Source organism: Stenotrophomonas nematodicola (assembly GCF_009467805.1).
GTDB lineage: Bacteria > Pseudomonadota > Gammaproteobacteria > Xanthomonadales > Xanthomonadaceae > Stenotrophomonas > Stenotrophomonas nematodicola.
The window spans coordinates 131,152-155,320 of sequence record NZ_WIAY01000008.1; the positions used below are offsets into that span (position 1 = coordinate 131,152).

19 protein-coding genes and 1 pseudogene are annotated in these 24,169 nt (G+C 68.3%); 7 read left to right on the forward strand and 13 right to left on the reverse strand.

The window, feature by feature from the left end; all coding sequences use genetic code 11:
• Nucleotides 1–24 precede the first annotated feature (24 nt).
• From GDJ08_RS18385 to GDJ08_RS18405, 5 genes are all read right to left on the reverse strand, one after another.
• Entirely contained in the window at nt 25–1,131 is a 1,107-nt protein-coding gene (locus GDJ08_RS18385; protein ID WP_136006629.1) for an NADH:flavin oxidoreductase/NADH oxidase, read from the reverse strand.
• A 130-nt stretch (nt 1,132–1,261) separates the two neighbouring features.
• On the reverse strand, nt 1,262–2,083 hold the full coding sequence (locus GDJ08_RS18390; protein WP_153165448.1) for an NAD-dependent protein deacetylase: 822 nt from the start codon (nt 2,081–2,083) through the stop codon (nt 1,262–1,264).
• Between the two features lie 41 nt (nt 2,084–2,124).
• Nucleotides 2,125–2,538, reverse strand: coding sequence for an acyl-CoA thioesterase (locus GDJ08_RS18395; RefSeq protein ID WP_017356697.1), 414 nt, complete (start codon nt 2,536–2,538; stop codon nt 2,125–2,127).
• Between the two features lie 127 nt (nt 2,539–2,665).
• Nucleotides 2,666–3,685: a ribonucleotide-diphosphate reductase subunit beta gene (locus tag GDJ08_RS18400; RefSeq protein WP_017356696.1), complete on the reverse strand. Its 1,020-nt coding sequence runs from the start codon at nt 3,683–3,685 to the stop codon at nt 2,666–2,668.
• 202 nt (nt 3,686–3,887) lie between these two features.
• A complete protein-coding gene (locus tag GDJ08_RS18405; protein ID WP_017356695.1) occupies nt 3,888–6,272 on the reverse strand; it encodes a ribonucleoside-diphosphate reductase subunit alpha in 2,385 nt (794 codons plus the stop codon).
• Between the two features lie 635 nt (nt 6,273–6,907).
• On the opposite strand from GDJ08_RS18405, the gene GDJ08_RS18410 reads away from it, so the two are divergent.
• Nucleotides 6,908–7,732 (forward strand): DUF2884 family protein, encoded by an 825-nt coding sequence (locus GDJ08_RS18410; protein ID WP_229296575.1) that lies wholly within the window; start codon nt 6,908–6,910, stop codon nt 7,730–7,732.
• Between the two features lie 40 nt (nt 7,733–7,772).
• Here GDJ08_RS18410 and zapE read toward each other — a convergent pair whose 3' ends face one another.
• Both zapE and GDJ08_RS18420 read right to left on the reverse strand, forming a co-directional pair.
• Nucleotides 7,773–8,873 (reverse strand): cell division protein ZapE, encoded by a 1,101-nt coding sequence (gene zapE / locus GDJ08_RS18415; protein WP_017356693.1) that lies wholly within the window; start codon nt 8,871–8,873, stop codon nt 7,773–7,775.
• Nucleotides 8,870–9,544: an alpha/beta hydrolase gene (locus tag GDJ08_RS18420; protein ID WP_026070868.1), complete on the reverse strand. Its 675-nt coding sequence runs from the start codon at nt 9,542–9,544 to the stop codon at nt 8,870–8,872. The genes zapE and GDJ08_RS18420 overlap by 4 nt, the downstream gene beginning before the upstream one ends.
• 55 nt (nt 9,545–9,599) lie before the next feature.
• On the opposite strand from GDJ08_RS18420, the gene GDJ08_RS18425 reads away from it, so the two are divergent.
• Complete coding sequence (locus GDJ08_RS18425; protein WP_017356691.1) at nt 9,600–10,472, forward strand: EamA family transporter; 873 nt, start codon at nt 9,600–9,602, stop codon at nt 10,470–10,472.
• A gap of 13 nt (nt 10,473–10,485) precedes the next feature.
• Here GDJ08_RS18425 and GDJ08_RS18430 read toward each other — a convergent pair whose 3' ends face one another.
• The 3 genes from GDJ08_RS18430 to GDJ08_RS18440 all read right to left on the reverse strand — a co-directional run bounded on the left by GDJ08_RS18430 (nt 10,486) and on the right by GDJ08_RS18440 (nt 13,296).
• Nucleotides 10,486–11,925: an ExeM/NucH family extracellular endonuclease gene (locus GDJ08_RS18430; RefSeq protein WP_136006618.1), complete on the reverse strand. Its 1,440-nt coding sequence runs from the start codon at nt 11,923–11,925 to the stop codon at nt 10,486–10,488.
• A gap of 132 nt (nt 11,926–12,057) precedes the next feature.
• Nucleotides 12,058–12,576: a c-type cytochrome gene (locus GDJ08_RS18435; RefSeq protein WP_017356686.1), complete on the reverse strand. Its 519-nt coding sequence runs from the start codon at nt 12,574–12,576 to the stop codon at nt 12,058–12,060.
• Between the two features lie 114 nt (nt 12,577–12,690).
• Nucleotides 12,691–13,296 carry a TetR/AcrR family transcriptional regulator gene (locus GDJ08_RS18440; RefSeq protein ID WP_017356687.1) on the reverse strand — a complete coding sequence of 202 codons (606 nt, stop codon included), beginning with the start codon at nt 13,294–13,296 and terminating at the stop codon, nt 12,691–12,693.
• Nucleotides 13,297–13,391: 95 nt separating this feature from the next.
• On the opposite strand from GDJ08_RS18440, the gene GDJ08_RS18445 reads away from it, so the two are divergent.
• Genes GDJ08_RS18445 through GDJ08_RS18455 form a run of 3 tightly spaced genes read left to right on the forward strand, consistent with a single transcriptional unit; the run spans nt 13,392 to nt 18,220 of the window.
• Entirely contained in the window at nt 13,392–14,555 is a 1,164-nt protein-coding gene (locus GDJ08_RS18445; RefSeq protein WP_136006616.1) for an isovaleryl-CoA dehydrogenase, read from the forward strand.
• A 13-nt stretch (nt 14,556–14,568) separates the two neighbouring features.
• Nucleotides 14,569–16,179: a carboxyl transferase domain-containing protein gene (locus GDJ08_RS18450; protein WP_017356689.1), complete on the forward strand. Its 1,611-nt coding sequence runs from the start codon at nt 14,569–14,571 to the stop codon at nt 16,177–16,179.
• 55 nt (nt 16,180–16,234) lie between these two features.
• The gene (locus tag GDJ08_RS18455) at nt 16,235–18,220 is read left to right on the forward strand and encodes an acetyl/propionyl/methylcrotonyl-CoA carboxylase subunit alpha (RefSeq protein WP_153165449.1); all 1,986 of its coding nucleotides are present in this window, start codon (nt 16,235–16,237) and stop codon (nt 18,218–18,220) included.
• A 36-nt stretch (nt 18,221–18,256) separates the two neighbouring features.
• Here GDJ08_RS18455 and GDJ08_RS18460 read toward each other — a convergent pair whose 3' ends face one another.
• Nucleotides 18,257–19,423 (reverse strand): putative peptide maturation dehydrogenase, encoded by a 1,167-nt coding sequence (locus GDJ08_RS18460; RefSeq protein ID WP_153165450.1) that lies wholly within the window; start codon nt 19,421–19,423, stop codon nt 18,257–18,259.
• Between the two features lie 222 nt (nt 19,424–19,645).
• Between GDJ08_RS18460 and GDJ08_RS20065 the strand changes: the two genes are divergently transcribed.
• Entirely contained in the window at nt 19,646–19,948 is a 303-nt protein-coding gene (locus GDJ08_RS20065) for an NHLP-related RiPP peptide (protein ID WP_165699846.1), read from the forward strand.
• Between the two features lie 7 nt (nt 19,949–19,955).
• On the opposite strand, the gene GDJ08_RS18470 is transcribed toward GDJ08_RS20065, so the two are convergent.
• Nucleotides 19,956–22,466, reverse strand: a complete 2,511-nt coding sequence (locus GDJ08_RS18470) for a putative peptide modification system cyclase (RefSeq protein ID WP_017356373.1) — start codon at nt 22,464–22,466, stop codon at nt 19,956–19,958.
• A 13-nt stretch (nt 22,467–22,479) separates the two neighbouring features.
• Nucleotides 22,480–23,526, reverse strand: a complete 1,047-nt coding sequence (locus GDJ08_RS18475; protein ID WP_017356372.1) for a GGDEF domain-containing protein — start codon at nt 23,524–23,526, stop codon at nt 22,480–22,482.
• A 405-nt stretch (nt 23,527–23,931) separates the two neighbouring features.
• On the opposite strand from GDJ08_RS18475, the pseudogene GDJ08_RS18480 reads away from it, so the two are divergent.
• Nucleotides 23,932–24,169: pseudogene (locus tag GDJ08_RS18480) on the forward strand (type VI secretion system tip protein VgrG); the annotation flags it as partial.

Here is a 24,169-nt window from a genome sequence, read left to right on the forward strand (position 1 = left end):
TGCGTCCGTGCCGGCCCTCCGGTCTCAGCCCTCCGGCGCGAGAAACACGCCGCGTGCTTCGCGCGGCTCGCAGCGCAGGTACTGCGGTGCCGGGGCGAGTGAGTCGCCCAGGGCGGCGGCGGCGTGCCACGGCCAGCGCGGGTCGTAGAGGATGCCGCGGGCGAGCGCGATGGCGTCGGCGTGGTTGTGGCGCAGGATCGATTCGGCCTGCGACGGATCGGTGATCAGACCCACCGCGATGACGGGCATTTTGACCTTGGCCTTGATCGCCGCCGCAAACGGCACCTGATAGCCCGGCTCCTGCGGGATCTTCTGGCGCGCATCGAGGCCGCCGCTGGAGACGTGCAGGAACTGGCAGCCGCGCATGTCCAGGATCTGGGCCAGGGTGCTGCTCTGCTCGATGTCCCAGCCACCGTCGACCCAGTCACTGGCCGAGATGCGCACGCCCACACTGATGCGGTCGGAAACCGCTTCGCGCACGGCGTCGAACACACGCACGAGCAGGCGCATGCGGTTTTCCAGCGAACCGCCGTACGGGTCCTGGCGCTTGTTGCTCAGGGGCGACAGGAACTGGTGCAGCAGGTAGCCGTGCGCGGCATGCAGCTCGATCAGATCCAGCCCGGCGCGCTCGGCGCGGCGCGCGGCGGTGGCGAAGGCCTCGACCACGGCATCGATGCCGGCCTCGTCCAGCGCCTCGGGCACGGGGCCATTGGCCGCGAACGGGAGCGCGGACGGGGCGTGGGTGGTCCAGGCGCGCGGGTCGCTGGCCGGCAGTGCGCCGCCGCCGTCCCACGGCCGCGCCGAGGACGCCTTGCGCCCGGCGTGGGCGAGCTGCACGCCCAGCGGCATCGGCGACCAGCGCTTCACCGCATCAATCACCTTCGTGAGCGCGGCCTCGGTGGCGTCGTCCCACAGGCCCAGGTCGGCCCAGCTGATGCGGCCCTCGGGCAGCACGGCGGTGGCTTCCAGGATCAACAGGCCGGCCCCGGACTGCGACAGCTGGCCCAGGTGGATCTGGTGCCAGTCGTTGGCCAGGCCATCGGTGGAGGAGTACTGGCACATCGGCGCGATGACGATGCGGTTGGACAGCGACAGCGGGCCAAAGGAAACGGGGGAGAAGAGCTGACTCAAGGGGGACTCGGGGGAGGAAGAATGAAACCGGGGCGTTATTGCACTCCGATGTGGGCGTGCAGGCAACCTTGTGTGTGGAACGGTGTGGCCAGCGGGGCAGAGCCCCGCTCTACGAGGCGGGCCGTGCGCTTCAGGCCGATGCGTTCGCCGGCAGCAGGAATGAGAGGGCGGCCGCGCAGGGCTGCTCCACCTTGAGGGTGAGCAGGTCGTCTGCACGGGTGCGGCCCAGGTTCAGCGCGGCCACCGGCAGGCCCGCGTTGGCGGCGGCCTGCACGAACCGGAAGCCGGAGTAGACCATCAGCGACGAACCCACCACCAGAACGGCGTCGGCCTGCTGCAGGTGGGCGTGCACGGCGGCCACGCGCTCGCGGGGCACGCTCTCGCCGAAGAACACCACGTCGGGCTTGAGGAGGCCGCCACACTGCGCGCAGGCAGGTACCTGGAAGGTGTCGAACGCCACGCCCTCCAGATCGGCGTCGCCGTCCGGGGCCTGCGCTGCGTCCAGGTGCTGCCAGTCGGGGTTGTGTGCCAGCAGGATGTACTGGAACGCCTCGCGCGGAATGCGCGCCTCGCAGCCCATGCAGCGCACCTGGTCCAGCCGGCCGTGCAGGTCGATGACGCCCACGCTGCCGGCGCGCTGGTGCAGCCGGTCCACGTTCTGGGTGAGCAGCACCTCCACCTGCCCGCGCGCCTCCAGCGCCGCCAGCGCGGTGTGGGTGCCGTTGGGCTGGGCCTGGCCGAAGCGGGGCCATCCCGCCAGGCTGCGCGCCCAGTAACGCTGGCGGGTGGACAGCTCACCCATGAAGGCCTGGTAGGTCACCGGCGGGGTGCGCTTCCACTGGCCATCGGCATCGCGGTAGTCGGGGATGCCCGAGTCGGTGCTGCAGCCGGCGCCGGTAAGCACGAACAGGCGCCGGGCGCGGTCGATGAAATCGGCGAGTGCGGGGGTCATGGCGATCAGATGGGGGCGCTGCCGGGCCGGCGCAATTGCCCTCAGGGCCCGGGAATGGGCTCGGGCAATGCCGGCACGGCGACCGGCTGGCCGGCGTCGTCCAGGGCGATCATCACGAAGTGGCCACGCGTGCAGAGTTTGCGCTCGCCGTTGTGCAGGTCTTCGGCGATCAGCTCCACTTCCACCTTCATCGAGCTGCGGCCCACCTCGACGATGCGGCCGACGGTCTCCACCATCTGTCCGATGCGGATGGGCAGCTTGAAGTCGACCTGGTCCGAGCGGGCGGTGACCACGGTGCGGCGCGAATAGCGCGCGGCGGCAAGGAAGGCGGCCTTGTCCATCCACGCCAGCGCCTGGCCACCGAACAGGGTGCCCATGTGGTTGGTGTGGTTGGGGAAGACGATCTCGGCCATGCGGACTTCGATGGGCGGGACGGTGTCAGGGGAAGCGGTCATGGGGGCGGCCGGTACATGTGGGGTCGCGCGGATGATACGGCAGGCGCAGTGAGCGGGTGGCGGGTACCGCCAAACAGACAGCCCCGGCCAGGCCGGGGCTGTCTGCTTCACGCACGGCAGCGTGGGATCAGAACGACATGTCGAAGGCGACTTCGCCCTTCACGCCAACCTGGTAGGCCGAGGAACGGCGCTCGAAGAAGTTGGTCAGTTCCTGCACGTCCTGCAGTTCCATGAAGCTCAGCGGGTTGCGCACGTTGTACTTCTTTTCCATGCCCAGGCGGTGGAAGTGGTTGTCGGCGCAGTGCTGCAGGTACTGGCGCATGTCGCGGGTGGAAATGCCCGCCACGCCGCCGGAGAGCACGTCTTCGGCGAACTGCACTTCGCATTCGATGGCTTCGGCGAGCATGTCATACACCTGCTGCTTCATCGCATCGTCGAACAGGTCCGGCTCTTCCTCGCGGATCACGTCCACGCATTCAAAGGCGAACTCCATGTGCGCGCTTTCGTCGCGGAACACCCAGTTGGTACCCGAGGCCAGGCCGTTGAGCAGGCCACGCGAACGGAAGTAGTACACGTAGGCGAATGCAGCAAAGAAGAACAGGCCTTCGATGCACGCCGCGAAGCAGATCTGGTTGAGCAGGAACTGGCGGCGCTCGTCACGGGTCTCGATGCGCTTGAGGTTCTGGATCGAGTCGATCCACTTGAAGCAGAAGTCGGCCTTCTTCTTGATCGAGTCGATGTTCTCCACGGCGTCGAACGCCTTGGCGCGTTCGTCCGGATCGGGCAGATAGTTGTCGAGCAGGGTCAGGTAGAACTGCACGTGCAGCGCTTCTTCGTACAGCTGGCGCGACAGGTACATGCGCGCTTCGGGCGCATTCAGGTGCTGATACAGGTTCAGCACCAGGTTGTTGGACACGATCGAATCGCCGGTGGCGAAGAACGCGACCAGGCGGTGGATCAGGTGGCGCTCGCCCGGCGACATCTTGCCATGCAGGTCGCTGATGTCGATCTGGAAGTTGATCTCTTCCACGGTCCAGGTGTTCTTGATCGCGTTGCGATACATGTCATAGAACTGCGGGTAGCGCATCGGGCGCAGAGTCAGTTCAAAACCGGGATCGAGCAGCATTTGACGGGGCTTGTCGGCCATGAGGGCAGTCCTTGTTTCGGTTGGCGGCGTCCCGGGGGACGCGTCGAAAGACCCGCGCGTGTGCGCGGCGGGCTTCCGGCACGGCAGGCGCCGGAGCGCCTGCGGTGACAGCGGTGTTGGTGGTGTCGATCAGGTTCCGTACCGACCAGCAGCCGGTACCGAGCCGTTGGAATGCCGGCCCTGCTGGGCCGGCACGCCCTTCTTACTGGCACGCCTCGCAGGCTTCCGGGTTCTCCAGCGAGCAGGCCACGGCGTCCACCGGGGTGTAGCTGCTGACAGTGGTCTTGGCGATCTTGGTGGCCGGACGCGAACGCAGGTAGTACGTGGTCTTGATGCCCTGCTTCCAGGCGTACATGTACATGGAGGACATCGCGCCGATGTTCGGGCTTTCCATGAACAGGTTGAGCGAGGCGGACTGGTCGATGAACGCGCCACGGTCGGCGGCCATGTCGATCAGCGAGCGCATCGGCAGTTCCCAGGCGGTGCGGTAGACGTGGCGCAGGGTTTCCGGAATCTGGGCGATGCCCTGGATGGAACCTTCGGCCAGCTTGATCGCATCGCGCATTTCCGGCGTCCAGTGACCCAGCTTCTTCAGCTCGTTGACCAGGTAACGGTTGACCTGCAGGAAGTCGCCGGACAGGGTCTCGCGCTTGAACAGGTTGGACACCTGCGGTTCCACGCACTCGTAGCAGCCGGCGATCGAGGCGATGGTCGCGGTCGGGGCGATGGCGATCATCAGCGAGTTGCGCAGGCCATGTTCCTTGATGCGCTCGCGCAGGGCATCCCAGCGCGCGCTGTCTTCGGGCACCACGTTCCAGGCGTCGAACTGCAGTTCGCCACTGGCCGCACGGGTGTCGGCGAAGGACGGGTGCTTGCCGCGTTCCTGGGCCAGTTCGACCGAGGTTTCCAGTGCGTGGAAGTAGATCGTTTCGGCGATCTTCTTCGACAGCGCGCGGGCTTCGGCACTGTCAAAGGCCAGGCGCTTGCGGAAGAACACGTCCTGCAGGCCCATGCAGCCCAGGCCGACCGGACGCCAGCGCAGGTTGCCGCGGCGTGCCGATTCGATCGGATAGAAGTTCAGATCGATCACGCGGTCGAGCTGACGCACGGCCAGGCGCACGGTGTCGGCCAGCTTCTCGTAGTCGAACTCGCCGTGGGCATCGAAATGGTTGCCCAGGTTGATCGAGCCCAGGTTGCACACCGCGGTTTCTTCGGCCGAGGTGACTTCCAGGATTTCGGTGCACAGGTTGGACAGGTGGATCACGTTGCCCGGACGCAGGGTCTGGTTGCTGGCGCGGTTGCACTTGTCCTTGAAGGTCATCCAGCCGTTGCCGGTCTCGGCCAGGGTACGCATCATCCGCGAGTACAGCTTGCGCGCGGAAATGGTGCGGTTGGCCTTGCCCTGGGCTTCGGCCTGCAGGTAGGCCTGCTCGAAGGCTTCACCGAACAGGTCGGTGAACTCGGGCACCACGCGCGGATCGAACAGCGACCATTCCTGGTCGGCCTCGACGCGCTTCATGAACAGGTCCGGGATCCAGTTGGCCAGATTCAGGTTGTGCGCACGGCGCGATTCGTCGCCGGTGTTGTCGCGCAGCTCGAGGAAGTCCTCGATGTCGGCGTGCCAGGTTTCCAGGTACACGCAGGCCGCGCCCTTGCGCTTGCCGCCCTGGTTCACCGCAGCGACCGACGAATCCATCGTCTTGAGCCACGGCACGATGCCGTTGGAGTGGCCGTTGGTCGACTTGATCAGCGAACCGCGCGAACGCACGCGGGTGTAGCTGACGCCGATGCCGCCGGAGAACTTGGACAGCTGGGCGATGTCGCCGTACTTGGAGTAGATCGACTCCAGCGAATCCTGCGGCGAATCCAGCAGGAAGCACGAGGAGAGCTGCTCGTGGGTGGTGCCGGAGTTGAACAGGGTCGGGCTGGACGGCAGGTAGTCCAGGTTGCCCATGCGGCGGTACAGCGCCAGGGCTTCCGGCACGTCCTCGCTCAGTGCACTGGCGATGCGCAGGAAGAACTGCTGCGGGGTCTCGATCACCTTGCGGGTGTGCGGATGGCGCAGCAGGTAGCGGTCGTAGAGGGTACGCAGACCGAAGTAATCGAAGTTCAGGTCCAGCGAGATGTCGATCGCATCGTTGAGCTTGCGCGCATTGGTCTGCACGAAGTTCAGCAGGCGGTCGTTGATCAGACCCACTTCATGGCCACGGCCGACGGACTGGGAGAACGCGTAGATCTCCTGGCCGGACACTTCCTTGGCGATGAAATTGGCCAGCAGGCGCGCCGCCAGGCGACCGTATTCGGGTTCTTCACCGATCAGCAGCGCCGAGGTGCGGATGGACAGCTCGTCCAGCTCCTGGGTGGTGGCACCGTTGTACAGGCCCGAGATGGTGCGGGTGGCCACGCGCATCGGGTCGACAGCGTGCAGACCTTCGGCGGAACGCTGCACCGCACGCACGATCTTGTTCAGGTCCACCAGTTCGGTAGTGCCGTTGCGCTTGGTGACGCTCATGGCGTTGGCCGTGGGCGGCGAGGTCAGCAGGAACTGACTGTCCTGTTCGGTGGCTGCGCTGGTTTCGGTGCTCACGGCGGTTTCCTCTTGGCGTGATGTTGGGTGGCACAGGGACGCCTGCCGGGCAGGCGCCGGACCAGTGCGCTCGGTATCCGAGGGTGGAACAGCGGTGTCGCACGGGCCGCGACCACGCAGTCAGCCTGCGGGCGGTTCCCCTGCGTCACCGGTCATCTCCCCCCGGAGATGTGGCGCGACCGGTACCGCACGCTGTACTTCGTGCGGTTGTCGGCAGGTCCACGATGACGGCTGCGTTGCCAGCCACCGCTGAGGGCGGTACCGGCTGCGTGCTGGCTCGATCACCGCGCTTCCCTTTTGATCCGGCGACTTGGGGTCGCTGGAACCGACGGCCACAAGATAGTGGGGGTAATAGGGATCGTCAACGCCAAATGTAGTGAAAGTTGGCAATCCCTTACAGCGCAAGGTTCCGCTCCCGAACGCCGCTCCGGCGCCCCCGAGACCTGTCGAAACCGAGTGCGCAGTCAAGGCCGGAACAGTCATCCCGGACGCGACGCAGGGGCGCGGAAAACAGAACGACGGGCTCACGCGGACGTAACAAACCGGGGTTCGGGGGCCGGTCGCGGATGACTTCCGACCCGCGCCCGGTCGGTCCAACGGTGCCACGCTGGCCCCTCCCCCTCGGAGACTCACGCATGAGACTGGCCCTGACTGGATGTCTGCTGATGGCCCTGGGGGCGCCCGCCGCCGCCCACGCCGACGAACCCGGCAACGCGCCGGCCCTGTCCTCGCGGGAATGCGCGGTGAGCACGCCTTACGACGTGCTGGTGGACAGCGGCGGGATCTGGCTGCGCAACCGCGACCAGGTGCCGGCGGAGATCTTCTTCCACGACGGGGAGCTCAACATCGACCGCCAGCCGATTCCGGTCAACGCCGCCGACGCCCAGCGGCTGCGCCAGCTCGAATGGGGCACCCGGCAGCTGGTCCCGGCGGTGGCCGGGGTGGCCGGCGAGGCGGTGGACATCGCCTTCGATGCGTTCGGCGCCACGGTGGAGATCATGAGCGGGAGCCGCAGCAAGGCCCGCCAGGTGGCCCGCCTGCGCCAGGACGCCCACGACCACGTGGATCGCACCCTCGGCCGTGGCATCTGGGAGCAGGAGGCGTTCGGCGCGGGCTTCGAGCAGCGCGTGGAGCAGGCGGCCGAGTCGATGGCCGGGTCGCTGGCGCGCGGGATCATGTGGACGATGTTCACCGGCGGTGCCGGCCGCATGGAGGCCCGCGCGGCCAGAATGGAAGGCGAGCTGGAACGCAGCATGGAGATCCGCGCCAGGGCGCTGGAGGGCCACGCCCGTTCGCTGTGCACCCAGGTGCTGGCGCTGGACGATATCCAGCGCGCGCTGGAGGTGCGCTACCAGGGCAAGCCGCTGGCGATGATGGTGATGGACCGCGACCAGGACAATGCCCCGGGGGTGGCGCGGGAGCAGCCGCGCGGCGATGCGGTGGCCCTGCCCCGTCCCTGACGGCGGCGTGCCGCCCCGCCCGGCGGGGCGGGGCCGGTGACTAGGCGCGGTGCGCGGTGCCGAGGTACTCGGCGCTCTGCATCTCGATCAGCCGCGAGGCGGTGCGCTCGAACGCGCCCTGCAGGCGCACGCCCGAATACAGCGCCACCGGGGAATCGCTGGCGGTGCAGACCAGATTGACGTGGCGGTCGTACAGCTCGTCGATCAGATTGACGAAGCGGCGCGCGGCATCCTCGTTCAACGTGTCGAAGTGCGGGATGTCGCCCAGCAGCACGGTGTTGAACTCATGCGCGATCTCGATGTAGTCCGACGGCCCGCGCGGGCCTTCGCACAGCGCCGTGAAGTCGAACCAGACGATGCTCTTGCCACGCCCGCGCACCGGGATCTTGCGCGCTTCGATCTCGATGTTGCCCGGCTTGGCGGCCGTACCGCCGCTGAGCTCGGCCCAGCGGCCGGCCAGCCATGCATCGCTGCCGGCGTCGCGCGGGGACCGGTAGACCGGCGAGCGGGTCAGCGCGCGCATGCGGTAATCCTCGGTGCCTTCGGCGTACAGCTCCACGCAGTAGGTCTGCAGCAGCCCGATGGCCGGCATGAAGCTGTCGCGCTGCAGGCCGTTGAGATACAGGTTCTCCACCGCCGTGTTGGAGGTGGTCACCAGGGTCACGCCCTCGGCGAACAGGCGTTCGAGCAGGCGCGCCAGCAGCATCGCATCGCCGATGTCGGTGACGAAGAACTCGTCCAGCACCAGCACGCGCAGCCTGCTGCGCCATTCCTGGGCGATCTTCGCCAGCGGGTCGCTCTGGCCCTGGTGCTCACGCAGGCGCTCGTGGATGCCGCGCATGAAGCGGTGGAAATGGGTGCGGTACTTCTGTTCGATCGGCAGGCCGTCGTAGAACAGGTCCACCAAGAAGGTCTTGCCCCGCCCCACGCCGCCCCAGAAGTACAGCCCCTTGACCGGCTCGGGCCTCTTCCAGAACGCCGACAGCCGGTCCAGCCAGCCGTCCTGCGCGCTGTCCACCAGGGCGATGTGGATGCGGTCCAGCTCAACCAGGGCCGCATGCTGGGCCGGGTCGTCCTGCCATTCGCCGCGCGCCACGCCGTCGGCGTAGCGCTGGGTCGGGGTCATCGCGGTATCGCTCATGCCGTAACGGCGTCCGCGTTGGGCAGCCAGTGCTTGACGCCGTGGGTGATGGCCCCGCGCAGGTCGATCAGCTTGCGGTGGAAGAAGTGGCTGGTGTCGGGCATGCGTACCAGCTCATGCGGGGCACCGATGCCCTCCAGCCAGGTGTAGACGGCCTGCGGGTCGACGATCTCGTCTTCGTCGCCCTGGATCACCAGCCACTGCGACGGCGGCTGCACGCCCTCGAAATCCCAGCGGCCGGCGGGCGGGGCGATGGACACCAGCGCGGCCGGCTGCAGGTCGCCCGCCGCACGCAGCGACACAAACGCACCGAAGCTGAAACCGGCCAGCCACAGCGTGGCCTGCGGCTGCTGCGCACGCACCCAGGCCGCGACGGCCTTGAGATCGTCCTGCTCGCCGTTGCCGTGGTCGAACTCGCCGGCCGACTGGCCGACGCTGCGGAAATTGAAGCGCACCGTGGCGATGCCGAGATCGCGCAGCGCGCGTGCGGCCATCGTGACCACTTTGTTGTGCATGCTGCCACCCTCGGTGGACAGCGGGTGGCAGACGATCGCCACCACGGGCTGCACCACGACATCGGCGTCCGGCAGATCGACCACGACATCCAGCGGACCGACCGGGCCGTCCAGCGTCAGCGCAGCGCTTTCTTGGGGAAATGGGGGATTGTGCATGGCGTCATAATAGCGTCCCTCCGCGCGCTTCACCGCCGCTTCCACCGGGTCCGTCATGCACCATCTGGTTTTCAGCGTCCTCTGCAGCGTGCTGGTCTCGGTTCTGCTGAAGCTGGCACCGCGCCGGCAGCTGGACATGCCGCAGGTGGTGACGTGGAACTATCTGGTCGCCAGCGTGCTCAGCCTGCTGCTGTTGAATCCGTCACTGGCGTCGCTGCGCTCCACGCATGCGCCGTGGCTGGCGCTGCTCGGGTTGGCGGTGACTCTGCCGGCGATCTTCCTGGTGATGGCCCGTGCGGTCACCCGTGCCGGCATCGTGCGCAGCGACGTGGCCCAGCGCCTGTCGCTGCTGTTGTCCCTGCTGGCGGCCTTCCTGGTGTTCGGGGAAACGGCCAACGGCTGGAAGCTGGCCGGGCTGGCGCTGGGTCTGCTGGCGATTCTGGGCATCAGTGTGCGCCCGCGCGCCTTGGCCACCGAGGCCGGCGGCGGGCGCGCGTGGCCGTGGCTGCTCGGGGTGTGGGTGGGCTACGCGCTGGTGGATATCCTGCTCAAGCAGGTGGCACTGTCGGGGACACCGTCGATGGCCGCGCTGACCGTCTGCTTCGGGCTGGCCTTCGTGCTGATGCTGGGACTGCAGCTGTGGCGGCACGCCAGCGGGGCCGCGCCGCTGCACTGGCGCAACGTGGGCGCAGGCGCGCTGCTGGGCCTGCTCAACTTCGGCAACATCCTGTTCTACGTCCGCGCCCACCAGCACCTGCCGGACAGTCCGGCGGTGGTGTTTGCCGGGATGAACATCGGCGTGGTGGTGCTGGGCGCGCTGGTTGGCATCCTGGCGTTCGGCGAACGCACCAGCGTCTGGAACCGCATCGGCCTGGGGCTGGCGGTGGTGGCGATCGGGCTGATCGCCTGGGGGACCTGGTCGGTGTGAGGCAGGGTGCGGATTACCGGTCGAAACCGAGCAGCAGCGGGTCGTGGTCGGAGCTGCGCCACGGGCCGGATGCGTTGCGGTCGCGGTAACCGACGTCATCGGCTTCATCGGCGTTGATGTGCCATTCGGCGGCGCCGCGCAGGCGCTTGACCATGCCTGGGCTCAACAGCGCGTGGTCCAGCCGGCCGCTCATGCCGTTGTAGACGTAGCTGTAGGGGTGAGCGACCTTCGCCTCGGCGAAGGCGTCGTGCCAGCCGGCGGCGTGCAGGGTGCGGATCGGGTCTTCCATCGCATAGGCATTGAAGTCGCCCAGCAGTACCGCATCGGCGGTGCCGGCACCGGTCGGGTCGGTGCGCAGCCACTGGTCCAGACGCCGCGCGGAGTCCACGCGGGTGGCGTTCCAGCAGGCCTGGTCGTCCTTCTGGTCGGCATCGGCGCCGCTGGCTTCCGAGCAGCCCTTGGACTTGAAGTGGTTGGCCACGACCACGAACGGCGCGCCCTTGCCGGCGCGGAAGGCCTGCGCCATCGGCACCCGGCTGTGCGGTCCGAACGGGCCCTGCTCGAGCGTGGCCGGCCCACCGATCGGGGTGACCCGCGAAGCGCGGTAGATGATGCCGACCCGGATCGGGTTCTCGCCCGGGCCCTGCTTTGCATCGATGAAGCGCCAGTCGGCGCCGGCGCCACGATCGGCATTGAGGGCGTCGACCAGCTGGGCAATCGCCGACTGCGGGCCGTAACCGTCGTTCTCCAGCTCCATCAGCGCGGCCACGTCGGCGCCGAGCGCGTTGATGGTGGCGACCAGCTTGGTCTTCTGCGCCTGGTGTTCGGCCAGGGTGCGGGCGCCGCGCAGGGTCGGATAGCCGCCGCCCTGCCCGTCGCCGTTGAAGAAGTTCTCCAGATTGAACGCGGCAATGTGCAGCCTGCCGGCGACCACCGGGGCCGCCGGGCGTTCCAGCGCCGGCAGTGTCAGCGGGCGGGTGACCTGCAGGCGCGGGGTGCCCTTGTCGTCCACCCGCACGATGCCTTCCACATTGCGCAGGATCATGCCGGTGCGCAGGGTGGCGCCGGCCGGCAGGTAGCCCACCGGGCCCGGGTCGCGCGCACTGCTGCCGTCATCCAGCAGCAGGCGGCGGTGGCGGTTGTCGGCCACCACCTTGTCGTGGGCCGCGCTGCGCGGGGCGGCCACTTCGCTGGGCTGCCACAGGCGGCCGCCGAAAGCCACAGTGAGTTCGCCGAAACGCGCCAGTCCGTCGGTGCCGGCCAGGGTAAGCGGGGCGGCGATACGCACCTGCTGGCCGTCCAGCGCCTGCCAGTCGGCGGGCGCGGCGGTCAGGGTGACAGTGGCACGGGCGGCGGGGGCCGGCGACGCCGGCTGGACCTGCGGCTGGGCCTGGGCGAACGCGCACGCCGGCAGCGCCAGCGACAGGGCAAGGGCGAGGGAACGACGGCGCATCGACAGGCTTCTCCACAAAAGTGGTGCACAGACTACCGCCGAAATGTGACCCGTCCAGCGCTGTGCGGCGTATCGCCGGCTCCGGCAAAGCATCCGGGGCGGGGGAGCCTCGTTGCCGGCCGGCGGCCGGCACTACTTCAGGTTGGCGAGCATCCAGTCGACCGTGGCGTGGATCTGCTCTTCAGTCAGAGCCGGGTTGCCGCCCTTGGGCGGCATGATGCCGCCATCCGGACCGGTGTAGCCCTCCACGGCGTGCTTGTAGAGGGTGTCCTTGCCCTGGGCGATGCGCGCATCCCAATGGCTGTGGTCCAGGGTGGGGGCATTGCCCACGCCGTTGGTGTGGCAGGCCGTGCAGAGGTTGTCGAAGATCACCTTGCCGTCGGTGGTGCCGCCATAGGCGACCTGCGAGGCCGCCTTGGCCAGGGCGGCGGCTTTGGCCGCTGCCTGGGCGGCCGCACCGGTGCTGCCGGCATAGACGGCGCCGGCCGGGGCGATGCGCTGTTCGGTGCGCTTCACCGCCTGCGGCGAGATTTCAGGGGGAATGCTGGTGTGCAGATACGCTGCAAAGAGAATCAGGCCGAGCGTGATGGCCATCAGCAGCGCGATGACCATGGAGAAGCGTTTCAGGAACTCGAGGTCGTAATTCCGCACTCTCTATACCCCTGGCTGGTAGTCGTTGGACCACGGCTTGTCGGCCGAGTATGACCAGCGTCGGCGGCGCTCTGCAAGCCGCCCCCGGGTGTCGCATTGCAGCATCGGCGCGGCTCAGGCGCCGGCGGCGCGCAGGCAGAAACCGCAGATCGACGCGACCAGCGCGTTCTCGTCGCCGTGCGCATCGCGGCTGGGCGCGGTCGGCCCGACCAGCGCTTCGGTGAACGCCCCGACGATGCAGGCTGCGGCGACGGCGGTGTCCTGCGCGGGAAAGCTGCCGTCCTCGATGCCATCGGCAATGATGCGGCGGAACACGTCGCCGAACAGCCGGCGGCAGCGGATGCGTTCGGCTTCCACCTCCGGGTCCACCGGCTCGGCGATGAAGGCGTAGGCCAGACCGGGGCCGGCCAGCGCGCGGCGGACAAACGCGGTGATGGCGCGGCGCAGGCGCTCGGGGGCCGGCAACGGTTCGGCGGCGATCGCTTCGAAGATGCGCAGCTCGTGCGCCACTGCCGCCGTGAGCACCTCCACGAACAGCTCGGCCTTGGACGGGAAGTGCCGGTAGATCAGGCCCGTGGAAACGCCGGCCTCGGCCGCCACGGCGGTTACCGGGGCATTGCGGTAGCCGCCGGCCGCCACCAGCGCGCGGGTTGCCAGCAGGATCCGTTCACGGGCCCCGGCGAGGCGTTCTTCCATCAGGGCGGAGCGTTTGTAGGCCATTTGTTGATTCTATGTTCAATTTTTGAATTTGTGTTCACTTCTTGATCGAAGCGGGCTACGCTGCGCCCATACCCAGCCGTCTCGGAGCCGCCCTCATGCACGTCCCCACCATGAACTTCGATCTCGGCGAAGAGATCGACCTGCTGCGCCAGAGCGTGGCCCATTTTGCCTCTGCCGAGGTCGCGCCGCTGGCCGCCAAGGCCGATGAGGAGAACCTGTTCCCCAACGCGCTGTGGCGCAAGTTCGGCGAACAGGGCCTGCTCGGCCTGACCGTGGAGGAAGAATACGGCGGCAGCGGCATGGGCTACCTGGCCCACGTGGTGGCGATGGAAGAGATTTCGCGCGCCTCCGGCGGCATCGGCCTGTCCTACGGCGCGCACTCCAACCTGTGCGTGAACCAGCTGCGCAAGAACGGCACCGAAGAACAGAAGCGACGCTTCCTGCCCGGCCTGTGCAGCGGCGAGAAGGTGGGCGCGCTGGCGATGAGCGAACCGGGCGCGGGCTCGGACGTGGTGTCGATGAAGCTGCGCGCCGACAAGCGCGGCGACCACTACGTGCTCAACGGCAACAAGATGTGGATCACCAACGGCCCCGACGCCGACGTTCTGGTGGTCTATGCCAAGACCGATCTGGCCGCCGGTGCCAAGGGCATCACCGCGTTCCTGGTCGAAAAGGGCATGAAGGGCTTCTCCACCGCGCAGAAGCTGGACAAGCTCGGCATGCGCGGTTCCAACACCTGTGAACTGGTGTTCGAGGACTGCGAAGTGCCCGAGGCCAATGTGCTGGGGGCGGTCGGCGGTGGCGTCAAGGTGCTGATGTCCGGCCTGGACTTCGAGCGCGTGGTGCTCTCCGGTGGGCCGCTGGGCCTGATGGCCGCTGCGATGGACGTGGTGATGCCGTACGTGCACGAGCGCAAGCAGTTCGGCGAGGCGATCGGCACCTTCCAGCTGATCCAGGCCAAACTGGCCGACATGTATGTGGGCCTCAACGCCTGCCGTGCCTATGTGTACGCGGTGGCGCGCGCCTGCGACCAGGGCCGCACCACGCGCCAGGACGCGGCCGGTGCGATCCTGTACTCGGCCGAGAAAGCCACCTGGCTCACCGGCCAGGCAATCCAGATCCTCGGCGGCAACGGCTACATCAACGAGTACCCGACCGGCCGCCTGTGGCGCGATGCCAAGCTGTACGAAATCGGCGCCGGCACCTCGGAGATCCGCCGCATGCTGATCGGCCGCGAACTGTTCCAGCGCACGCTGTAAGGAAAGACACGCCATGACGGTACTGAGCACCCAGCTGCAACCGGGCAGCGAGACCTTTGAAGCCAACCGCGCTGCGTTGCAGGCGGTGGTGGACGACCTGCGTGCCACGCTGGCGCAGACGGCGCTGGGCGGCAGCGAAGCGGCGCGGCAGAAGCACACCGCGCGCGGCAAGCTGCTGGTGCGCGACCGCATTGATGCGCTGCTCGATCCGGGCAGCGCGTTCCTGGAGATCGCGCCGCTGGCCGCGCACGGCATGTATGGCGACCCGATCCCGAGCGCGGGCGTGGTCGCCGGCATCGGCCGCGTGTCCGGCGTGGAGTGCGTGATCGTGGCCAACGATGCCACCGTCAAGGGCGGCACGTACTACCCGATGACGGTCAAGAAGCACCTGCGCGCGCAGGAAGTGGCCGAGCAGAACCGCCTGCCGTGCATCTACCTGGTCGATTCCGGCGGCGCCTTCCTGCCGCTGCAGGACGAGGTGTTCCCGGACCGCGATCATTTCGGCCGCATCTTCTACAACCAGGCCAACCTCTCGGCGCAGGGCATTCCGCAGATCGCCTGCGTGATGGGGTCGTGCACCGCCGGTGGCGCCTACGTGCCGGCGATGAGCGATGAAACGGTGATCGTGCGCGAGCAGGGCACCATCTTCCTCGGCGGCCCCCCGCTGGTGAAGGCGGCGACCGGTGAAGTGGTGACGGCCGAAGAACTCGGTGGCGCAGACGTGCACACGCGCATCTCCGGGGTGGCCGACCACATGGCCGACAACGACCTGCAGGCGCTGGCCCGGGTCCGCGCGATCATCGCCCAGCTCAACTGGCGCAAACCCGAGCCGGCGCTGGCGATACAGGCGCCGGTGGAACCTCGGCATCCGGCCCACGAGCTGTACGGCGTCATCCCGGCCGACACCCGCAAGCCGTACGATGTGCGCGAAGTGATCATGCGCATCGTCGACGATTCGCGCTTCGATGAATTCAAGCCACGCTATGGCACCACGCTGGTCACCGGCTTCGCGCACCTGCACGGCTACCCGGTGGGCATCATCGCCAACAACGGCATCCTGTTCTCCGAGTCCGCGCTGAAGGGCGCGCACTTCATCGAGCTGTGCACCCAGCGCGGCATACCGCTGGTGTTCCTGCAGAACATCACCGGCTTCATGGTCGGCCGCAAGTACGAACACGGCGGCATCGCCAAGGACGGGGCCAAGCTGGTGATGGCCGTGGCCTGCGCCAAGGTGCCCAAGTTCACCGTGGTGATCGGCGGCTCGTTCGGCGCCGGCAACTATGGCATGTGCGGGCGCGCCTACTCGCCCAACTTCCTGTGGATGTGGCCGAACGCGCGCATCGGCGTGATGGGCGGCGAACAGGCCGCCAGCGTGCTGGCCACGGTCAAACGCGATGGCATCGAGGCCAAGGGCGGGCAGTGGTCGGCGGACGAGGAAGACCGTTTTAAGTCGCCTGTCCGCGAGCAGTTCGAGCAGCAGGGGCACCCCTACTACGCCAGCGCACGGTTGTGGGACGACGGCGTGATCGATCCGGCCGACACCCGGCGCGTGCTGGGCCTGGCACTGTCGGCCAGCCTCAACGCCCCGGCGCGGAAGACCGATTTCGGCGTGTTCCGCATGTAATGCACGGGCGGTGCCGCAGGGCGCCGCCGCCACTGGCCCGCGCAACGAGACCACCATGTTCACCAAGATCCTGATCGCCAACCGAGGCGAAATCGCCTGCCGCGTCATCGCCACCTGCCAGCGCCTGGGCATCTCCACCGTGGCGGTGTATTCCGACGCTGACCGCAACGCGCGCCATGTGCGCATGGCCGACGAGGCCATCGCGATCGGCCCGGCGCCGGCGCGTGAGAGCTACCTGCGCGGCGATGCCATCCTCGACGCCGCACGCCGCACCGGCGCGCAGGCAATCCATCCCGGTTATGGCTTCCTGTCCGAGAACGCCGACTTCGCCCAGGCCTGCGCCGAGGCCGGCATCGTGTTCATCGGCCCCTCCGCCGCGGCGATCCGCGCGATGGGCGACAAGAGCGCGGCCAAAGCGTTGATGCAGCAGGCCGGCGTGCCGCTCACCCCGGGCTACCACGGCGATGACCAGGCGCCGGAGTTCCTGCGCGGGCAGGCCGACGGCATCGGCTACCCGGTGCTGATCAAGGCCAGTGCCGGCGGCGGCGGCAAGGGCATGCGCCGCGTCGACAACAGCGCCGCCTTCGTTGAATCGCTGGCCAGCTGCCAGCGCGAGGCGCAGTCGGCGTTCGGCAACGCGCACGTGCTGGTGGAAAAATACGTCGAGCGACCGCGCCACATCGAGATCCAGGTGTTTGGCGACAGCCACGGCAATGTGGTGTACCTGTTCGAGCGCGACTGCTCGGTGCAGCGCCGCCATCAGAAGGTGCTGGAAGAGGCACCCGCGCCGGGCATGACCGCCGAACGGCGCGCCGCGATGGGCCAGGCAGCCGTGGATGCCGCGCGTGCGGTGAACTATGTCGGCGCTGGTACGGTGGAGTTCATCGCCGGTCCCGACGGCGATTTCTACTTCATGGAAATGAACACCCGCCTGCAGGTGGAGCATCCGGTCACCGAGTGCATTACCGGCACCGACCTGGTGGAGTGGCAGCTGCGCGTGGCCAGCGGCGAGCCGCTGCCGTTGCGCCAGGACCAACTGCAGATCCGCGGCCATGCGCTGGAGGCACGCCTGTACGCCGAAGATGCCGACCGCGGCTTCCTGCCCTCCACCGGCACGCTGCGCCACCTGCGATTGCCGGCCGGCAGCGCGCACGTGCGCGTGGACGCCGGCGTCGAGCAGGGCGATGCGATCACCCCGTTCTACGACCCGATGATCGCCAAGCTGATCGTGTGGGACGTGGACCGCGATGCCGCGCTGCGTCGCATGCAGCAGGCGCTGGCCGAGTGCGAGGTGGTCGGAGTGACGACCAACGCCGCGTTCCTGCGTCGACTGGTGATGACCGGTTCCTTCGCCCAGGCCAGGCTGGATACCGCGCTGATCGAGCGCGAGCAGGCCGCGCTGGCACCCAACGAAGGTGACAGCGACCCGGCCCTGTGGGCGTTGGCCGGCCTCGCCGCCGTGGCCAGCAGCGAGGCGGCCAGCGTGGACCCGCGCGACCGCCATTCGCCGTGGCAGGCCCAGGATGGCTGGCGCCTTGGCGCACCTGCCGCACGCCGGCTGACGCTGGAACACCGCGGCACCCAGCGTGTGATCGGCGTGACCGGCCAGCACACCGCCTGGTCGGTGCAACTGGACGACGGTGCCGCCCTGCCCGTGCATGGCGGCCTGGAGGCCGATGGCCTGCGCGTGCAGATCGGCGACCGGCTGCATCGCGCGCGCCTGGTCCGCGACGGCAACGAGCTGTATCTGTTCGGTGGCGACGGCGTGCAGCGCTTCACCGTGCACGACCCGGTCAGCGAGGCGGACCAGGCGGTTGTCGACGCGGGCAGCCTGCTCGCGCCGATGCCCGGCCGCATTGTCGCCACCTCGGTGGCGCCGGGCACGCGGGTTGCGCGTGGCGCGCCGCTGCTGGTGCTCGAAGCAATGAAGATGGAACACACCCTGCAGGCACCGGCCGACGGCGTCGTGCAGGGCTACCGGGTCAAGGCCGGCGACCAGGTCGGTGATGGCGCGGTGCTGGTGGATTTCGAGGCGGATTAGGCCCGACCGCGGGGAACGGCCATCGCGTCCCCGCGCTCAACCCGCGTCCGCGCCAGGCGTCTTCTCCCAGACGCGCTGGCCGGGATCGAATTCGGTCGTGGTCATCTGTGCCGCGCGCCAGCCGACGCCACAGATGGCCATCGGGCCTTCGGCCATCGGGTCGAGTCCGAGCAGGCGCTCGATCTCATGCTCGTTGATGGCCGCGGTAACAAACGCACCCAGCTTCTGCTGGGTCGCGCACAGCAGCAACTGCTGGGAAAGGTGCCCCACATCCAGCGTCACGGCGCGGTAGGCCTTGGCGTGGTTGCGGTACTTCCAGTAGGTACGCGGGTAGCGTGGTGCCAGCACCACCAGCACGTGCGCATCGGCAAACCAGTGCTGCCCGGCCAGCGCCGACAGCGCCACCTCACGCAGGCGGGTGTCATCGCCAGGCAACCGCGTCAGCGCATGCGAGGCGGGATCGTAGTGATGGATGCCCGTCGCCAGCCCGGCAACGTTCTGCACGAGCAGGTAGGCCTCGGTGGGATGCAATCCACCGGCTGACGGCACGTTCTTCTTGAAGAAAATGCTGTCGGCCTGGAGGTCATAGCGGCCGGTGGCAGCGAAGACACGCTTGAGCAGACGCGCAAGCTCCTGCAGCGGCAACGCGTGGGCGGTATCGAAGTTGCGGCAGGTCGCACGCGACTGCAGCAGCGCGTCGAAGGCGTCTTCCTCTGGATGCGGAAGCAGCGTGGTGACGCCATCCCGTCGCGCCACCGCCGGTGGTGGTGGACCCAGGTTCCCGCGCAGGCCTGCGGCGGTCTGCATGCCGGCTGATTCGAGCGCGGCGGCGCTGTCCTGGCCCTGCCAGCGTCCCATCCAGTGGGCGATCGCGGCCGGTCCCCACCAGTGCATGCCGCGGAGCTGCTCATCGCGCGTGCGCAACGGATGCGCGCGGTCGCGGATGAACACCAGGCCTCCCTCGACCAGGATCCGCAGCACGTCGGCGTCGGCATCGGCAGGGGGCGCGCTCCAGCGTTGCGCGTCGAAGCGTCCCAGCAGCAGCACCGCAGACGCATCCAGCTCCAGCGGCGCATCCAGATGCGGTGCCAGCGCCAGCCATCGAAGGTGCGTATCCACGCCACTGCCGCCAAGCAGCACGCTCTGCAGCGAGAATGACACTTCGCACTGCGGCTCGAGATGCACGATTCCGCAACGCCGCATCGACCTGCCTGCTTCCATTTCCACGCCGTCCTCAGTGCTTCGCGGATCGCATCCGCCCTTCGTTGTCGGCATCCCTGCCGTATTCTTCAGCCCCACCCGCCCACGCGTGGGCATGCCACATTCAAGTCGCCCCTGCTCTGGCCGCTACCGATCGCAGGCTTGCCGGCCTTGCCTGGCGCCCTGCCCCGTCGCCACCACGCTTCTTCTGTCGAGACTGCCCGCATGTCGAGTGAAAAGACCCCCCTGAGCCCCGCCGATGCCATCAAGCTGCTGGACCTGCTGTCCAGCGATGCCGACTTCCGCGCCCGTTTCGCTGCCAGCCCTGCGCAGGCATTGAGCGAGATCGATGCATCCCTGGGCGAAGCGTCGGTGCTGTGCTGTCTCGACGGCACGCTGGCATCGCCTGCGGAGTTCGAGGCGGCTCGCGAGGCATTGCTGGACCACCTCACCCGGGTGACGATGTTCAACAACCCTCACTGCTTCGTCACCGGCGAGGTGGATGCCTCGCTCAAGCGCACGCCCTGACCAGGGATCAGCGAACGGCCGCGACAGCGGGGCAGCCCGCTGCCGGGCAACGCTGCACGGCCAGCCTGGCGTCGTGCACGTTCAGCGCCTGCATGGCGTAGGAGCCGGCGCTTTCGGCATACGCGCGGCCGCGATTGGCAAGCAGCCACTGCCGTTCCCGTTCCGCATCCTGCTCCGCGCCTTCGGCAAGATAGGCCCTGCGCAGCGCGCTGTGGACCTGGTACAGCTCGCTGCCGTCTTCCAGCGCCTTCAACCGCGCCACGGACTGTCCGGTCTTTCCGCGCCGCGCCAGTTCCACTGCATCCACGATGGACACCACCTGCGCCGCCCGGGCATCGCCGAGCTGGCGTGCCAGCGGCAGCAGAGTGGGCAGGTAGTGGGGCGCGACGCGATCCAGGCCGGCGCGTTGTGCGGCGTAGACGGCCACGGCGGCAAAGTACAGGCGCTGGCCGCGGTCATCGGTGTCGCTGCGCCCGGCCTGCCGCAGCAGCGGCTGCACCAGCCGGTGGAACTCGGCTTCGGTGGGAGGCTGCCCGGTCCCGCTGCGCACCGACAGGTCGATGACGCCAAACAGTTCGCACACCTGGACCGAGGTCCCGCAGTCGGCGGCCGCCTGCTGGGCCGAACGGCGTGCCGCATCGGTATTGCCCTGGTCCAGCGCCAGTGACGTGCGCTCCAGCCAGTTGCCCGGATCGTTCTTTTCCAGCTTTCCCAGCAGTCGGGTGGCGGCGGCAACGTCGCCGGACGCCGCCAGCGCGGCGACGCGCTGACGGGTCCCCTGCCCGCCACTGGAGACGGCCGCCTCGTTGAAGGTGCGCAGCGCCTGGCCGAATTTGTTCTGCGCCAGCTGGGTACGGCCAAGCAGGTCCACGGCCAGGCTGCGCAGGGGGTACTGCATGACATCGCCGTGGCGCACCGCCTGCTCGGCCACCGCGTAACGGCCCATGTCCAGCTCGGACAGACCGTAGTTGATGTGCGCGCCGTGATGGTCCGGGTAGAGATCGGCCAGCAGTTTCCACTTCTCTGCGGCTGCGGCCTGGCCCGGCTCGCTCAATTCCAGTTTCCACGCATCCAGGTACAGCGCCTCGCGCGCGGTGAGGCGGTCACGCAGCAGAACGGCCTTGGCCAGCAGCTCGCGCGCCGGGTCGCGCTGCCCGCGGCTGACCTGGATGCGCAACTGGGCCAGATAGGCGAAGGCGAACTCCGGGTCCAGCCGGGTCGCCTGCTCGAAATACGCCAGTGCCTGCGGCATGCGATGTTGACCGTAGGCCGCCAGCCCTTTGGCATAGGCGTTGAGCGCATCCAGATTGGCGGTGGCCACTTCCGGAAGCGGTGCCGAGGTACGGTCGATATCCTGGAGGGCTTCACCCAGACGGCCACGCAGGCTGGCAACCACATGATCGGTGGAGGCCAGCACCGATTCCAGCCCGCGGCCATCGGCATAGTCGGAGTAGACCGTCTCGCCGCTGGCCGGGTCGACCACTTCAACCGAGACGCGCAGCTTGCCGTGCACTTCCAGCACCGACGGCAGAATGATCGCGCGCGCGCCATCCCGTGCCGCCACCTCCAGTGCAAGACGCCGGTCGAGGCGGACATCGGGCGCACGCCGCATCCGGGTCAGCGTATCGCGCACCTTCATGTCGCTGAGCACGTTGACGAAGCGCGACTGCTCCAGGCTGATCCGGAACGCCTGCTGCAGGCTGTCGTCGAGCAGAACATTGCCGGTGAGGTTGTTGACGTCCCCCACCACGACCCAGTCGCGCTCGGCAAACGCGATCGCCGGCTCCGGCCGCAGCAGCATCCAGCCGCCCACGGCCAGCGCCGCCACCAGCAGTGCTTCAGCAGCCAACGCGGGCGGCTGCCGCCACAGCGGAATGTCGCGGCGCGCCTTGGCGTTGCCGCGCGGCATGCGCAGCGGCGCGAAGCCGATCTCGCCCACCTCGAAGACCTCCTGGGTGGTCGGCACGCCCTTGAAGCGCCAGCGGCCGTGCGACTTCCACAACAGGCGCTCGCCGCGCTCGCCCAGTTCGCCGGTGACGCGATGGGTCAGCGATTCGGCCACGGCCGACAGCAGGATCTGGCCGGGGCGGGCCAGCGTCATCAGGCGCGCGGCCATCGGTTTGGCCAGGCCCTCGACCTCGAGCGACTTGGCCCCGACCTTGATCGCCTCGGGGCTGTTTTCCCAGGTCAGCACTTCGCCAACGTGAAGACCGGAACGGGCACGCAGCACGATGCCGCGTTCCTCGCCGATCTGCTGCAGGCCGCGCTGGTAATCCAGTGCGAAGCCGAGCGCATCGATGGCGCGTTCGAAGAGGAGGAACAGACCGTCGGAGCGGTCGATCTGATGGCCGTTCCACTGCTGCTGCAGGGTCAGCACCAGGCGGTCGTGCTGCTGGAACAACTCGGCCGCGGCGCTGTCGCCGATACGCTCGACCAGGATCAGCGAGTCGCACAGGTCGGTGAACAGCAGAGCCCGCAACTGCGGGGTCTGGGTCGACGTTCCGATGTCGCCATTCATGCCGCTCTCCCGATCAGGGCGTATCGGTCGCTGCACGCGACCAGTGCAACCGGTTGCCGCCCAGGCGCTTGGCCTGGTACAGGGCGCTGTCGGCGCGAGCGTACCACTCGCTCCAGTCGCTGTGGGCGTCCAGCAGGCCCACCCCGATGCTGACCGGGCAGACGTGCGGCATGCCGTGGGCGCGGCCCATCAGGCCGTGCACAGCACTGAGGATGAACTCGGCGGCGTGCTGCAGGACATCGGCGTCGGCCTGCCGCAACAGCAGGCAGAACTCGTCGCCACCCAGCCGGCAGGCCATGTCCTGCTCGGTGGCGACCGAGCGCAGGATGTTGGCCACGCTCTGCAGGACGCGGTCGCCGGCCTGATGGCCGTGTTCGTCATTGACCTGCTTGAAGCTGTCGCAGTCGATCAGCAGCAGGCCCTGCGGCGGGCCGTCGGCGTGGCTGCGGCATTCCTGCAGGTACAGTGCCAGACCGCGACGGTTGTGCAGGCCGGTCAGCTCGTCGGTGCGCACCAGTTCGCGGGTGTGGGTGAGCTGGTGGGTGGTGACATACAGGTTGTCCAGCGCGGTTTCCAGGTCGTGGTTGCGCCGGCGCAGCTGCCGGATCAGAACCTGTTCGTTGCTCACCACGCGCATGATGGTCCGCCGCAGGAAGTACGCCACCAGGCCCGGATCGCGGATGACCAGGCGCTGGAAATCGGCGTGGTCCAGTTCCAGCAGTACGCTGTCCTGCAGCGCGCGGGCGTCGGCGCTGCGCGGGTGGTCGCCGATGAGCAGCCCCAGTTCGCCGAAGAACTCATGCTGGCCCAGCGACTTGACCACCAGGTCTTCGCCGAAATCCAGTTCCACCGCGCCGCTCTCGATCACATACATGGTGTCGCCGGGCTGCCCGCGCAGGAACAGCAGGTCGCCGGCGGTCACCTTGCGCTGGCGGCCGAATTCGGCGAACAATGTGAATTCGTCGGGGCTCAAGACGGCATGGACGATCTCAGCCATCGCTGTCTGCGCGATGCCTGGCTCCTGTTCGCACACAATCGCCGCCGCAACCTTGCCGGTCATCCCGTGCACCCGCTTCCCAGCGTTCCCCCGGTGAGCAGAAGAGGATAGCACCGTTAAAAACTGTGCGCCTCATCCCATTTCGGAACCGGGGACGCCCATTTTTACCCGTCCCCTCCGCCTTCACGCTCAACGCCGTCTGCAGGGCGTCCCGGCCAAGGGGCGGGTCCGGAGGGCAGGGTAGACGCATTGGGCAGCCGGAAGACCGATTGCGACAGCACCGGAGGTCTCCCCGGAGTACAACGCATCTGAAATATCCGACGTCCGCGCGCGCCCTCATCCCCCGGCTGACAAGGCGTCCAGGCGCGTTCACCGGACGCGGCGGTCGGATGGGCCGGGGTTTTCCGATGGCTGTGACCGGGCCGCGTCCCTACGCTGGCGTCCCCCGGTTCACGGAATGTCGACGATATGGATATCTCGCACCGCTCGCTGGCGCCCACCCTTGGCGCTCCCTCCCAGCAGGCGCGCCTGATCCAGCTGCTCGGCCCGGCCTCCGGCCTGGTGGTGGAGCGCTTCGAGGGCCAGGAGGCGGTCTGCGGCAGCACCCGGTTCGAGATCGACTGCCTGTCCACCGATGCGTTCCTGGACATGGCGCCGTGGCTGGAGCAGCCGCTGACCCTGCAGGTGCGCCGCGCCGATGGCGGCA